Annotated in this window: 14 protein-coding genes; all 14 read right to left on the reverse strand. The window is 36.4% G+C overall.

The annotated features are described in order from the left end of the window. Window positions 1-117: 117 nt before the first annotated feature. The 14 genes from K9L86_06045 to K9L86_06110 all read right to left on the reverse strand — a co-directional run bounded on the left by K9L86_06045 (window position 118) and on the right by K9L86_06110 (window position 13,474). Entirely contained in the window at window positions 118-1,107 is a 990-nt protein-coding gene (locus K9L86_06045) for an NAD-dependent epimerase/dehydratase family protein (GenBank protein ID MCF7908412.1), read from the reverse strand. Beyond that, a complete protein-coding gene (locus K9L86_06050) occupies window positions 1,097-1,519 on the reverse strand; it encodes a MarR family EPS-associated transcriptional regulator (protein MCF7908413.1) in 423 nt (140 codons plus the stop codon). The genes K9L86_06045 and K9L86_06050 overlap by 11 nt, the downstream gene beginning before the upstream one ends. 224 nt (window positions 1,520-1,743) lie before the next feature. Then, complete coding sequence (locus K9L86_06055; protein MCF7908414.1) at window positions 1,744-3,321, reverse strand: B12-binding domain-containing radical SAM protein; 1,578 nt, start codon at window positions 3,319-3,321, stop codon at window positions 1,744-1,746. A gap of 198 nt (window positions 3,322-3,519) precedes the next feature. Further along, window positions 3,520-3,678 carry a DUF5989 family protein gene (locus K9L86_06060; protein MCF7908415.1) on the reverse strand — a complete coding sequence of 53 codons (159 nt, stop codon included), beginning with the start codon at window positions 3,676-3,678 and terminating at the stop codon, window positions 3,520-3,522. An 11-nt stretch (window positions 3,679-3,689) separates the two neighbouring features. Next, on the reverse strand, window positions 3,690-4,103 hold the full coding sequence (locus tag K9L86_06065; GenBank protein MCF7908416.1) for a hypothetical protein: 414 nt from the start codon (window positions 4,101-4,103) through the stop codon (window positions 3,690-3,692). 2 nt (window positions 4,104-4,105) lie between these two features. After that, on the reverse strand, window positions 4,106-5,923 hold the full coding sequence (locus K9L86_06070) for a carbamoyltransferase (GenBank protein MCF7908417.1): 1,818 nt from the start codon (window positions 5,921-5,923) through the stop codon (window positions 4,106-4,108). Window positions 5,924-6,014: 91 nt separating this feature from the next. After that, entirely contained in the window at window positions 6,015-6,905 is an 891-nt protein-coding gene (locus K9L86_06075; GenBank protein ID MCF7908418.1) for a hypothetical protein, read from the reverse strand. A 56-nt stretch (window positions 6,906-6,961) separates the two neighbouring features. Beyond that, window positions 6,962-7,768: a 3'(2'),5'-bisphosphate nucleotidase CysQ gene (cysQ, locus tag K9L86_06080; GenBank protein MCF7908419.1), complete on the reverse strand. Its 807-nt coding sequence runs from the start codon at window positions 7,766-7,768 to the stop codon at window positions 6,962-6,964. A gap of 4 nt (window positions 7,769-7,772) precedes the next feature. Continuing rightward, on the reverse strand, window positions 7,773-8,384 hold the full coding sequence (gene cysC, locus K9L86_06085) for an adenylyl-sulfate kinase (protein MCF7908420.1): 612 nt from the start codon (window positions 8,382-8,384) through the stop codon (window positions 7,773-7,775). Between the two features lie 3 nt (window positions 8,385-8,387). Further along, a complete protein-coding gene (locus K9L86_06090) occupies window positions 8,388-9,647 on the reverse strand; it encodes a sulfate adenylyltransferase (protein MCF7908421.1) in 1,260 nt (419 codons plus the stop codon). 61 nt (window positions 9,648-9,708) lie between these two features. Then, complete coding sequence (gene cysC, locus K9L86_06095; GenBank protein MCF7908422.1) at window positions 9,709-10,437, reverse strand: adenylyl-sulfate kinase; 729 nt, start codon at window positions 10,435-10,437, stop codon at window positions 9,709-9,711. A 3-nt stretch (window positions 10,438-10,440) separates the two neighbouring features. Then, window positions 10,441-11,583 (reverse strand): DegT/DnrJ/EryC1/StrS family aminotransferase, encoded by a 1,143-nt coding sequence (locus tag K9L86_06100; protein ID MCF7908423.1) that lies wholly within the window; start codon window positions 11,581-11,583, stop codon window positions 10,441-10,443. Window positions 11,584-11,591: 8 nt separating this feature from the next. After that, window positions 11,592-12,521, reverse strand: coding sequence for an SDR family oxidoreductase (locus K9L86_06105; protein MCF7908424.1), 930 nt, complete (start codon window positions 12,519-12,521; stop codon window positions 11,592-11,594). Beyond that, a complete protein-coding gene (locus K9L86_06110) occupies window positions 12,518-13,474 on the reverse strand; it encodes a GDP-L-fucose synthase (GenBank protein MCF7908425.1) in 957 nt (318 codons plus the stop codon). The genes K9L86_06105 and K9L86_06110 overlap by 4 nt, the downstream gene beginning before the upstream one ends. Window positions 13,475-13,476 lie beyond the last annotated feature (2 nt).

The following is a 13,476-nucleotide window of genomic DNA, read 5'->3' on the forward strand; positions in this document are numbered from 1 at the left end:
TCCTTTACGGGGTCAATTAAGCCCCAGAAAAACAATACAACCTATAACCTATCTACTCTGTGACTATCTATTTATTCTACTGATAATCCAGAGTTTTCACCAACTATCATTGAACAATTATCGTATCATCTCCTTATTTTGTTTCTTTTTTAGAATTTGCTGTTCGATCCACGGATAAGTCTTTTTTAAACCCTCTTCTAATCTAGTTGAGGGAGCCCAACCCAGTATTTTTTTAATTAAGGTGTTGTCGGAATTACGCCCTCTAACACCTTGAGGTTTTGAAATGTCATATTCTTTCATAATCTTCTTACCAGAAATTCTAATAACCATATCAGTTAACTCATCAATGGTAACCAATTCATCAGAACCAACATTCAAAGGGTGTATATAATCTGATTCCATTAGTCGGCAAACACCTTCTAAACAATCATCAATATAGCAAAAAGACCGCGTTTGCTTACCATCGCCCCAAATATCAATGGTGCCCAAATTTTCAGCCATGATGATTTTTCGACACAAAGCAGCCGGTGCCTTCTCTCTGCCACCATCCCAAGTTCCATAAGGGCCAAATATATTGTGGAATCGTACAACCCGCGTATCCAGTTTATAATCTTTACGATAAGCTTCGCAAAGTATCTCGGAAAATAACTTCTCCCAGCCATAAAATTGATCAGGTTGAGCCGGGTAGGCGTCTTCTTCCTTTAAAGCGGTAACTTTTGAATCGAGTTGTTTGTATTCCGGATAAATACAAGCTGAAGAACTAAACATGAAGCGTTCAATCTTATTCTCTACAGAAGCCTGAAGCATATTTATATTAATTAAACCACTATTATGCATAATATCAGCACCAACAGTCCCGATATAGCCAATACCACCCATGTCAGCCGCAAAATTAAAAACATACTCAATATCCTTAGTGGCCTTAAGGCAACTATCGAGATCCCTTAGATCCAAAGTTAATTTTTCTGAATAATACCTATCGGGCATATAATCATCCCACTTAATATCAACTACTCTTACAAAGACACCTTCTTCGTAGAGACGCTTAGCTAGATGAGATCCAATAAACCCCCCAGCTCCGGTTACTAAGACTTTTTTATTTTGCACCACTTTTTTCTCCTTTTACTTGATAGAATAACTCATTTTTATTTTCTAAATTAACTTCTGTTTTTTCGCCATTGTTTTTTAGTTGGTCTTGAAGTTCAACCCACTCATTTCGGATATGGTTATATTCAATTTCTTTTTTCTTTAGAAAATGATACATAAGGTGCACTTTTTCCTCTAGGCCTTTTTTAGTGAGGATATACCTTACCTTTCCTAACTTTCCGGGATTTTTGGAAAAGTTCATCGCTTTTATCAGATTTTTTTTGATCAGGGATTTTAAAAGATAATTGGTTTTACCCAAAGAAATATCTAAATAAGAAGATACATCTCTCTGAGTCAAATTATCTCCTGAGGATAGAAGACGAAGGACATTGAAAATGTCCTCTTTCAAGGTGTGTTTATCTATCTTTTCCATTAATTATATAACCCGTTAAGAAAACTGAATAAGTATAAGTAAAACAGGACTTATTCTATGTTCATCAATTGAACATATTATAAACCTTGGCCTATATATGTCAACAGCTTTTATGGGAATTGAATGACTAAAGATATCTGGGGCTTAGATGCATAAACCCTTGTCAATAAACTAGTTAGATATTTAAATTTAAATTAGCAAAATTACACTTGTCTATTTAAGGCTTAATTAGTCGTGTTGCTCTTAGCTTTTTTTCGATAAAGATAGCCTAAAGGACCACGGTCATGAAAGCGACTTTTAAAATGAAGGGCTGAAATAATCTTCGGTATTATTGTTTTTTCCAAATCAGAATTAAACTCATAAACTAACCGTGAAATCTTAGACAAAGCATATATCATCGTTCTTTTGATTCGCCCCGGAGAGGTAGATAGTAAATTACGCTTTCCAATTAGAAAAGCCATAGTACCTACTTTTTTCTTGTACGCTCTAGTATAAGGGAAAAAAACTTCTTCCCAAATTAAGGTATCATCATAAAGCATACGTTGATAAAAAGTGCTATGTTTATAAGGATTATCGGCGTTCTGATGAATCTGTAAACCGTAGTTTTGATAGTCTTCTTTTAGCCACCAATCTTTAAAACCATATTGCTCTTTATAGGTCTCATAAATTATAGTGCCAGGATAAGGTACGATAGCACCGGAAACCTGATAAATATGAACTTGATCAAAATGCCTTTTAATATATTTAATATTATTAACAACTGCCAATTCATCTTCCCAAGGAAAGCCAGTCATCAGATTGACATAAATACGAAATCCTAATTCAGCTGAACAATCAACTGCCTTATGGGCTTGCCCCAAAGTAATACCTTTACGAATTCTTTTTAAAGTTTCAGAATCTCCACTTTCAATCCCATAGCTAACCATATAACAACCAGCTTCCTTCATCGTTGATAACATTTCAGAATCAACGATATTGGCTCGAGTTGAACAACACCAAGCTATATCCAACTTGTTATCCTTTAAGGACTGGCAGAAATCTCGGACATATTTTTTATTAAAAGTAAAGGTATCATCAGCAATAACAAAAGACTTAATATTATGAGCGTCTTTTCGATGTTTAATCTCTCTAATTACCTCATCGACCGGATGATACCTAATTTTTTGACCAAAGATAGCCCGATCACAAAAAGTACAGCCGGCCGGACAACCCCTTGAACAATAAATACGATGAAAACCTTTTAGCAATCCCATGGAAGTACGAAAACGCTCTTGATCAAAACAACTAAAATCCAATTTTGGTAAGTCGTTGAGATTAGCTATATACTCGCGTGAAGGATTATGCACTACACATCCTTTAGGATCTTTAAAACTAATTCCTTTTATTGATTCTAAAGATAGGCCTCTAGCCCCGCTCCAAAAATCACATAATTCTGAAAGGGTTATCTCGCCTTCGTTACGGACTACAATATCTACTCCATTATCGAGTGCCTCATCAGGGCATGAAGTAGCATGCGGACCACCAGCAATTACAGTTAACCCTGGTTTCTTAATTCGTTTAATAGTTTTATAAACATCTGGGACGCGATAAGTAGAAAGGTGAAAACCGACAAAGGTTGGTTGATAAACCTCAGTTGCCTCTGCCAAATCGTCCCATCCCAAAAAATTATTAAAAGAATTAACAATAGCTTTGACCTCATAACCTTTTTCTTTCAGAACTGATGATAGGTAGGCAAAACCAGTTGGCATTTCCGAAATCGGATTGGGAAAAATTAAAATGAACTTCTTAGCTTTAGTTAACATATATCTTTTCTCTCATTTAAAAGTTTATATTTTAAAATCATAACAGGGCTGGTTCCAAAAGTCAATTAGCTTTCTTAAGCGAAAGACTCACCCTCATCATTAATAAGTTTAAATATTTTTTGCCCTTAACTAAAATTGACCCTCATCTCAAAGTAGGATGCTTTTTACTTAATTGAGGCTGAAAAAATTATCCATAGGTTAAAACAAGGTATAAATAAAGGGCGTCACGGCTGAACTTTCAGTAAAAACAACTAAAACCCCTAATAATAGTAAGATAATAACTATTGGCAGAAGCCACCACTTCTTACGAAGTCTTATAAAACTCCAAAACTCCTTTAAAATTGTCAACTTACTCATGTTTGTCTCCTTTAAAACTGATTCTCATAGTATTTTTTATCTAAATCAGCCTCAGGCTTAAGAATCCAATAGCTATCTCTTTTTTGGTTAAATTCTGAATCCAAAAACTTTTTACCGAATAATCGAGAAAAAACCGCAATCGGAGTAACCACCAAATAAAATAAAATAGATAAAATTAATCCGGTCAAAGCCCAACTGACAATAATGAATAGAGCTCTTAAAATCTTATGTAATGGTTTCAAAGCTAAAGGAAAAATAAACGAGAATCCAAAAAGAAAAAACGAAACTACAAAAAACTGAGGGTAAAAAATTCCTTTGCGCCATAAAAATAATAAACCCCACAAAATAAAAACTACGCTTAAAGTTAAGCCAAACCTAGCGAGTTCCCTTTTGTCGCTTTTTATGCCTTTTATTTCTTCAATCATAATTAGTCCAACCCAAACTCTCTAAGCCAAGTAATATCTTTATCTAAAGGCTTTTGTTCTTTTTTCTCCAACAAATAGTTTCCGACAATAAGATAGTCCATATTAGTACACATAAAACACAAATAGGCATCTTCGGGGGTGCAAACTATCGGCTCACCACGCACATTAAAGGAAGTATTAATGATAACTGGACAACCATACTTTTGATCCATTTTCCTTAATAACCGGTAATACAAAGGATTATCCTCCTCTTCCACGGTCTGAACCCTTGCTGAATAATCCACATGAGTAACTGCCGGAATTTCTGAACGCTCAATTTGCAATTGATCCAAACCAGAAAGACTCTCTTGCTCTTTAGTTATTGATTTTCGAACTCTCTGGCTAACCGGAGCAACCAAAAGCATATAGGGACTTTCGACTTCCAGCTCAAAGTAATCAGAAGCCTTCTCTTTAGTTACTGAAGGCGCAAAAGACCTAAAAGGCTCCCGAAACTTTATTTTAAGGTTTATTATCTCCTGCATCTTGGCTGAACGAGCATCGCCAAGAATAGAGCGGTTGCCCAAAGCCCGGGGTCCAAACTCCATTCTCCCTTGAAACCAACCGATTACTTTACCAGCGGCAATTAAATCAGCTACTTTTTCGGGAATTTCATCATCATTCAAAAAAGTGTAAGGGACATTATTGCTCTTTAAATACTCTTCAATACAATCCCTATCAAAGCTAGGCCCCAAATAAGAACCTTGCTGAAAGTCTTTTTTCCGATCAACTTCTCTTTTATTTCCTAGACATTGATACCAGGCAAACAAGGCTGCCCCCAAGGCGCCTCCGGCGTCTCCGGCAGCCGGCTGGATCCAAATATTTTTAAAGTTGCTTTCGCGTAAAATTCGACCGTTAGCAACACAATTTAAAGCTACACCTCCGGCTAAACAAAGATTTTCCTGATTAGTCTGTTGATATAGATGATTGACCATGCGTAACATTACCTCTTCAGTTACCGCCTGAATAGATGCTGCTAAATCCATATGTTCTTGACTAAATTTAGACTCTGGTTTACGAGGCTCTTGGCCAAATAACCTATGAAAACGGCGGTTAGTCATAGTCAAACCAAAGCAATAGTTAAAATAGTTCATATTTAATTTAAAGGAACCATCTTCCTTTAAATCGATCAATTCACGAAATATCAACTCCTTATATTTAGGCTCACCATAGGGAGCTAAGCCCATAAGTTTATACTCTCCGGAATTAACTTTAAACCCAAGATAGTAAGTAAAAGCTGAATAAAGTAATCCTAAAGAATGCGGGAAATGAATTTCAGCTAAAATCTTTATCTGGTTATCTTTACCAACTCCATAACTAGCCGTAGCCCACTCACCTACCCCATCAATGGTTAAAAAAGCAGCTTTCGAAAAAGGTGAAGCGAAAAATGCCGAAGCAGCATGTGACTGATGATGTTCAGTAAAAATAATTTTTCCTTTATATTTAAGTTGACTACCGATAAAGTCCTTTATCCAAAGCTTTTGTTTTATCCATAAAGGCATTGCTTTTAAAAAAGAGCTAATCCCTCTCGGAGCATAGGCTAAGTAGGTTTCTAAAATACGCTCAAATTTAATAAAAGGTTTATCGTAGAAAGCAACTAAATCTAATTCCTTAGAAGTAAGCCCACTATTCTCTAGGCAGTAATTAATGGCATTTTTAGGAAAGGAAGAATCATGTTTTTTGCGGCTGAATCTTTCTTCTTGGACAGCTGAAACTATTTGCCCGTCTTGGATGAGACAGGCGGCACTATCATGATAAAAGGCAGAAATTCCTAGAATATTCATAAATAATTCATCTAGCGACTCTGTTCAATTGATGAACAATATTATAGATTCTTACCTATATATGTCAACCCTTTTAATAGCAGTTATAGAATCAAAAACGAAGGGTTATTCCTGAGCCGAAATAGAGGTCTTGATGAGTTTTCTTGATTTGAATAAAATACTCTAACTCGTTTTCAGTAAACAGCTTATGATTAAAAGTAAGGGCTAAGCCCAATGATTTATCCTGAACGTCACGGAGACTAAAAACTAAATCCTTATTTTTAGCTATTTTAACCTTTGCTCCAAGATAGACTTTTTTTAACTGACCAGACCCATAGTCAACAATGAAGCTTAAACCCAATTTACGGCTAAAGTTCCAGCGGCCGTATAGACTAATAATCTTTTCCCTTTTTAAATCACCCACCCCAATCCCTAAACGGTATTTTATGGCTCCCTTTTTAGGATAAATGTTAGGCGATTCAACCTGAACTTTAAAATTAAAAACACTCCCTCGGCCTCCCGATAAAATATACTTAAGTCTATTACGTTCGTTAATCTGCCAAAATCCATCAAAAACAATAGACTCTTTTACCCTCTTTTTTGTCTTAAGTTTTGCCTTCTCATAAGAGTAAACTATTTTCTGCTGCTTGTTTAACTGCCAAATACCACCGAAAGTAAGCGTCTCGGGATTTCGCTTTCTTTTAACTTCAAAGCTAAGACGATTAAATTTATCAGCCCGCCACAAGCCCTTCAACTTCAAAAAAGAAACTATCTGCTTATTCTTCTCTGACTTGGTTTTAACTTCAAAGGTTATAAAATCAGCTCCGGCCTCAGTAATCTTTCCCTTTAGAGTTAGCTTATTATCTATGGAACTCTTATCTTCCTCGGCCTTAAAAACTAATTCATGGTTTGAAGTTAGCTTCCAACGACCATCAAAAGCAGAATTTCCAATAAACAAAAGATTATCCTTATCTAAAGAAAGTTTTGATTTAGTTTTACTCATCTTAGCTAACTAAAATACCTTAATCTAACTAAATTTGGTTTGATTTAATTAATTGACTATAACTTACTATTTTCCAATAGGTTATGTAAAAGGGTCCTATTGGAGGCGCAGATAAATCCGGGGTTTTTCAAGCTTTCCTTGTTGTAACTAAAAGGAGTCCCGTCTAGGTTAGCAACAACTGCTCCTGAAGCCTCAGCTATCGCTTGTCCAGCAGCCGTATCCCACTCCATAGTTGGACCACTACGCAAATATAAATCAGCTTGGCCTTCGGCAACTCGGCAAAATTTTAGTGAACTTCCAGCATGAATAACAACAGGATTAGTAAATGAAGAAATCATTCTATCCTCTTCCTTGCTACTATGCGAACGGCTTCTAACCACGGTTATTTTATCAAGCAAAGGTTTCCTGGTTCTGATTGGTTTAGATTTACCGCCCTTATCTTGCCTAAAAGCTCCTTTGGATTTTAAGCCAAAATATAGTTGATCATAAGCCGGTAGAACAACTACCCCAAAAACAGGAATGGTTTTTTCAATTAAAGCAATATTAACCGTAAACTCGCCGTTTTTTTGGATAAACTCTTTAGTCCCGTCCAAAGGATCAACCAACCAAAAACTATCCCAACCGCTTCTTTGAGAAAAAGGTATTTCTTTAGCCTCTTCTGAAATAATCGGAATCTCAGGAAAAGCTTCTTTTAAACCAGCGGCGATTACTTCTTGAGCTAGTCGGTCAGCTAAAGTTAAAGGGCTATTATCTTTTTTTAAATTAACTTCGAAATCTGAAGATTTGTATACTTCTACTACTCTTTGTGAGGCAAGTGAGGCTATCTCGAGGATTTTTTCAATCTGAGAATCAGAAAAGTTCATGCTTTTAGATATAACCTTTTTGAGATAAATAATTTAAAATGCTCTTTGCTGCTTCTTCCTTGGTTAGCTTACCAGTATCAATAACTATTTCAGCCTGCTCTGGTTCTTCATAGGGAGCAGAAACCCCGGTAAACTGCTTAATTTCACCACTGCGAGCCTTTTTATAAAGCCCCTTAGGGTCTCTTTGTTCGCAAATTGCAAGATCAGCCTTAACAAAAACTTCAATAAAATCACCTTGCTTCATAAGGCTCCGGGCCTTATCTCTGTCTTTTCTGTAAGGAGAAATAAAAGCAGTTATAGCTAAAGTTCCGGCTTCAGAAAATAATTTTGCCACCTCACTAATTCTTCGAATATTTTCTTGGCGATCTTCCGGAGAAAAACCCAAGTTACTATTTAAGCCGTGGCGAACATTGTCACCATCTAGAAGATAAACCTGGTGTTCCTTCTCAAAAAGCATTGCCTGAAGCTCAACAGCAACTGTAGATTTACCGCTTGAAGGTAAACCCGTAAACCAAATAACTGCCCCCTTGTGCTTATTGCGCTTTTCTCTGTCCTGTTTAGATATCCCTGATTCATGCCATGTAATATTTGTGCTCTTTCTTTGTTCTTGATTCATTTTTTACCTCTTACTATAATATTTAGCTAATATTTCAGAAACTGGTTTACGCATTACTCGCTCGTCAACTACTTCTTGATTTTGTAATTTTTTTCTTAATTCTTTTCCGGAAATTAAAATCTGTTTATATCCTTTACCTTTAGACTCTTCAACTAAACCAACTCGACCTAACTCTTGAAAGTAAGCAGCAAATCCAACCTTAATCGGCTCTATTATCAGTGCTCCGTTTAGGTTGGAGAATTTCTCTTGGGCGTCGAAATCACCCCAAGCCGGAGCTCCATCATCGAAAGGAGCGTCAGCGTGCTTGCGACCAATAATAATATTACTAAAGCCATAGTTCTGACGATAGATAGCATGCATTATTGCTTCTTTTGGTCCGGCATAAAACATCTTCATATCCAGACCAATCAGCATAAGTTGCTGACCTAAATCATAACCCTTGCTCTTCCAAAGTTCTGAATCCTTATCACCCTGGCCTAGAAGTTTATTCTCGATTAAAACCTCATAAGTTTTCATTCTTATGTCCGCTGGAACATCATCAGATTTAGTAGCGCCAACCAAAGGATTCAAAACAACTCCGGTAAAAAACCCTTCTCGAGTAAGTTCCTCAGCTCCGTGGACCAAGGCATATTCGTGAGCCCGGTGTAAAGCATTCCTGGTTTGAAAAGCAACTATTTTTTGCCAGCCCTTCTTTTTAAATATTTCTCTGGTTTCAGAAGGAGTAAGCATGTATTTTCCATATTCAGGATGTAATTTCTGAGGTAAGGCTAAAATCTTGCCGCCTAAAAGATAATCACGCTGATCATCGCTAAATATACGCGGACCAGGATGATCAATGCGTTCAGTTCCATATACTGACTTATTGTAAGCGGTTTTGTCAAAAGGATAAATATCAGATATCTCTAGAGACCCAATTATTTCCTGAGACTCATTCCTAACTACTACTGTCTCACCAACTTCTAAATTATCAGCCTCGGACTTAGATATTGCAAAAGCTAAAGGTATAGTCCAGGCATAAGGCTTACCATTTCTTTCTATATATTCATCAGCTAAAACTTTATTGAACTCAAGCCTAGCCATCGGACCTTCAAGCGGAGATAGACCACCGTCAGCAATTCGATAAAATATTGATAAATCAGCATTAGAAATATTATAAACTTTTAATCTAGATATCTTATCGAGAAAAACTTCTCTCTCTAATTTAGGAATAAATCGATCAATTAAGCCGCAACCACCATGAGCTAAAATACTATTGCCATCCATTATTTTCTTCCCCCTCAATTCGCCTATTCTTTCTTAAGATATAGTCAAATTGGTTGTTCTTTTAACTTAAAAATTTATTAACTTCTAAATATTTTATTATTTTCTTTGCTGCTTCCTCAGGTGAAATATCTTTGGTGCTAAGAGTAATTTCGGGGTTTTGAGGCGGCTCATAAGGATCATCAATACCAGTAAAAAGTTTCAATAATCCCTGCCTTGCTTTTTTATAAAGACCGCGAGGATCTCTCTTTTCACACTCCTCAAGCGGTGTATCAACATATACTTCAATAAAATTATTACACATTTTCCTCACAAAACTTCTTGATTCTTGATAAGGTGAAATAAAAGAAGCTATAACAATAACTTTATTTTTCTCAAGCAAGCTAGCTAATAACCCTACTCGCTTGATATGTCTATCTCTCTCAGACTTAGTAAAACCGATCTTAGGAAATATTGCTCTGATTTTTTCACCGTCTAAGCGTTCAACATTAAAAGACTTAGCCGTAAGTATCCGATAAAGATTCTCAGCAATGGCTTTTTTCCCTGCGGCAGAAAGTCCGGTTAACCAAATCACACAAGGAATCGCCTCTCTACGACCAAAAGAAATTTTATCCCAAATTCGTTCATGAAAAAAATAAATCGCCATCTTGCTAACAAATTCCAAAAAACCAACCGTAAAGGCTAAACTTATTTTTCTTGTAAAAATAAATACAATGATTGATGTGGCTATAGTGCCGGCTGATCTCCAAGTAATAGCCTTAAGTATCGAACGTGCCTTTGTCTCTCTAAACATAAGTTATTTATTAAAAAACCTTCTAGTTGTTGATATTACATAGTTTATTTGCCGGTCAGTTAGCCAAGGATGGATCGGAAGGCTCAAAATTCTAGTAGCCATACTTTCGGCAACTTTAAGCTTACCACTTATCTTTACCCTCTTAAAAGCCTTCATCTTATGAAGACAAACCGGATAATAAATTCGTGAATGTATACCCTTGGAATTCAAGTAGTTAAGAAGTTTATCTCTTTTTGCCGAAATTCTCAAGGTATAAAGATGGTAAACATGTCTACAAGCCTTAGATTCACTGGGAATTTTAAGCTCTTTAATATCTTTAAAAGCATTGTTATATTTTTGAGCGACACTTCTTCTTAAATCATTAAACTTATTAATATGTTTTAACTTAGCTAAAAGTACTGCTGCCTGCATTGAATCAAGGCGCGAGTTATAGCCGATATAAGCAGCTCTATACTGGCTAGTTTGACCGTGATTGCGCAAGATAGTTAAAAAAGAAAACAACTTGCTATCATTAGTTGCAATCAAGCCACCGTCACCAAAAGCACCGAGATTTTTAGAAGGAAAAAAACTAAAAGCTCCACAATCGCCCAGAGAACCTGCTTGTTTGCCATTAAACTTTGCACCAAAACTTTGAGCCGTATCTTCAACCACAAATAAGCCACGGCTTTTCGCTAATTTTGTAATTTCGCTCATATTAGCTGCCAAACCATATAAATGCACCGGGATAATACCTACTGTATTCTTATTAATCGCTTTTTTTATTTTTAAAGGATCAATATTGTAACTTTCCGAATCAATATCAACAAATACCGGCGTGGCCCCTGAGTGTACAATACTTTCAGCAGTAGCAATAAATGTAAAAGGCGTAGTGATAATCTCGTCTTTCTTATCGAAATGCTCCTTACCTTTTATCTTTAAAGCCAAAGCCTTTAAAGATAAAATTAAAGCATCGGTTCCTGAAGCAACACCAAGGGCATGCTTTGTTCCTAAATAGTCTTCGGCCTTAGCTTCAAAATCCGAAACTGCCTTGCCTAAAATCCATTGCTGAGACTTAAGGCACTGTTTAATATTCTGATCAATCTCTTTTTTTAAAAAAGAATACTCTTTCTTTAAGTCTAGGAGTGGTATATTAAAATTTTTCTTCATTTGCTATCCTATGTAATTGTCTTAAAATAAGCTATTGTTTTTTCTAAGCCCTCTCTTAAGCTGACTTTGGGCTTCCAAGCCAGTATCCTCTTTGCCTTATCTATATTCGGTTGCCTCTGCTTAGGATCATCTTCAGGAAGCGGTAAATATTTTAACTGCGCCTTTGAACCAGTCAACTTTAAGACTAAACTAGCTAGCTTTTTAATTGTAAACTCAGAAGAATTACCTAAATTCAAAGGAAGCTTATAATCTGTCTGCATGAACTTTACGATACCTTCAACTAAATCGTCAACATAGCAAAAAGAACGAGTCTGGTTACCCTTTCCGTAAATCGTTAAATCATTACCTTTTAGGGCCTGAACGATAAAATTAGAAACTACCCGGCCATCATCGGGTTGCATCCGCGGCCCATAGGTATTAAAAATGCGCACTGTTCTTGTATCAATATTGTGCTTGCGCAGATAGGCAAAAGTTAAGCTTTCGGCGGCTCGTTTACTTTCATCATAACAGCTGCGGACGCCGATTGGATTAACATTGCCCCAATAACTTTCTGACTGAGGATGTATTTTAGGATCCCCGTAGACCTCTGAGGTTGAAGCTAAAAGAAACTTAGCGCGCTTGGCCTTAGCTATGCCCAAACAATTATGAGTGCCGAGAAGCCCGGACTTAAGTGTCTTTATCGGGTAATTAAGATAGTATTTAGGTGAAGCTAAAGATGCCAAATGTAACACCCAATCAATATCTTCTTTTAAATACAACGGATTAGAAATATCCTGCTCAATTAATTTAAACTTCGGATTATTAAAAAGCTCGACTATATTTTCCTTTGAGCCAGTAATAAAATTATCAACACAAACCAAAGAATTACCATCGTTAAGCAGCCTTCGGCATAAATGCGAACCAATGAACCCTGCCCCACCGGTTACTAAAATTTTCATTTCGAGTATCTCTCTTTCTTATACCAATCAATTACCTGTTTAAGACCCTGGTTAAATTTAACTTTCGCTTTAAATCCAAATTCACGTTTGGCTTTGCTAACATCTAGAGTTCTCTTTGGCTGACCATTGGGTTTTGAAACATCCCAAATTATTTTACCTTTAAACCCGGTCAGCTTAACAATTAAATTAACTAAATCTTTAATCGAAATTTCAAAACCTGAACCTAAGTTTATCGGTTCCGAACCATTGTATTTCTCAGCTGCCAAGACAATTCCTCTAGCAGCATCTTCAGCATATAAAAACTCTCGAGTGGGCTTACCAGTACCCCAGACAGCTATCTCTTGATGATTGTTATCAATAGCATCAAAACACTTTTTTATTAAGGCCGGGATAACATGTGAAGTTTTAGGGTCAAAATTATCGCGCGGTCCATATAGATTAACCGGTAAAAGGAATATTGAATTAAATCCGTACTGTTTGCGATAGCTTTGTGATTGAACCAAAAGCATTTTCTTTGCTAAGCCATAAGGAGCGTTGGTTTCTTCGGGGTAACCATTCCAGAGGTCCTCTTCTTTAAATGGAGTTGGTGTAAATTTAGGATAACAACAAATAGTGCCAATAGCCACAAACTTTTCTATTCCTAAGTTTTTTGCCTCATCAATTAGCTGAACCCCCATCATCAAATTATCATAGAAAAATTCACCGGGCCTTTCCTGATTAGCGCCAATGCCTCCTACCTTAGCCGCAAGATGTATAACTATATTTGGTTGGACATCTTGATAAACTCTTTTTACTGCCTCACTCTTAACTAAATTATAATCCTTAACGTCAGGAACAAATACATTTTTAGCGCCTTTAGCTTTTAATTCACTAACAACGTAGGAACCAAGAAATCCCTTGCCGCCAGTTACCAGCACCCTTTTACTAGGCCAAAATTGCTTACTTTTATCCATTA

Source organism: Candidatus Omnitrophota bacterium (assembly GCA_021735655.1).
Classification (GTDB): Bacteria; Omnitrophota; Gorgyraeia; order Duberdicusellales; family 4484-171; genus JAHKAJ01.

Bases quoted from the DNA above. Each gene is read 5' to 3' on its own strand.
- cysQ (MCF7908419.1), bottom strand. From the start codon at position 7,768: ATGAACTTTTCTGATTCTCAGATTGAAAAAATCCTCGAGATAGCCTCA.
- K9L86_06055 (MCF7908414.1), bottom strand. From the start codon at position 3,321: ATGTTAACTAAAGCTAAGAAGTTCATTTTAATTTTTCCCAATCCGATT.
- K9L86_06050 (MCF7908413.1), bottom strand. From the start codon at position 1,519: ATGGAAAAGATAGATAAACACACCTTGAAAGAGGACATTTTCAATGTC.
- K9L86_06060 (MCF7908415.1), bottom strand. From the start codon at position 3,678: ATGAGTAAGTTGACAATTTTAAAGGAGTTTTGGAGTTTTATAAGACTT.
- cysC (MCF7908422.1), bottom strand. From the start codon at position 10,437: ATGTTTAGAGAGACAAAGGCACGTTCGATACTTAAGGCTATTACTTGG.
- K9L86_06075 (MCF7908418.1), bottom strand. From the start codon at position 6,905: ATGAGTAAAACTAAATCAAAACTTTCTTTAGATAAGGATAATCTTTTG.
- K9L86_06100 (MCF7908423.1), bottom strand. From the start codon at position 11,583: ATGAAGAAAAATTTTAATATACCACTCCTAGACTTAAAGAAAGAGTAT.
- K9L86_06070 (MCF7908417.1), bottom strand. From the start codon at position 5,923: ATGAATATTCTAGGAATTTCTGCCTTTTATCATGATAGTGCCGCCTGT.
- K9L86_06090 (MCF7908421.1), bottom strand. From the start codon at position 9,647: ATGGATGGCAATAGTATTTTAGCTCATGGTGGTTGCGGCTTAATTGAT.
- K9L86_06065 (MCF7908416.1), bottom strand. From the start codon at position 4,103: ATGATTGAAGAAATAAAAGGCATAAAAAGCGACAAAAGGGAACTCGCT.
- K9L86_06110 (MCF7908425.1), bottom strand. From the start codon at position 13,474: ATGGATAAAAGTAAGCAATTTTGGCCTAGTAAAAGGGTGCTGGTAACT.
- K9L86_06105 (MCF7908424.1), bottom strand. From the start codon at position 12,521: ATGAAAATTTTAGTAACCGGTGGGGCAGGGTTCATTGGTTCGCATTTA.
- cysC (MCF7908420.1), bottom strand. From the start codon at position 8,384: ATGAATCAAGAACAAAGAAAGAGCACAAATATTACATGGCATGAATCA.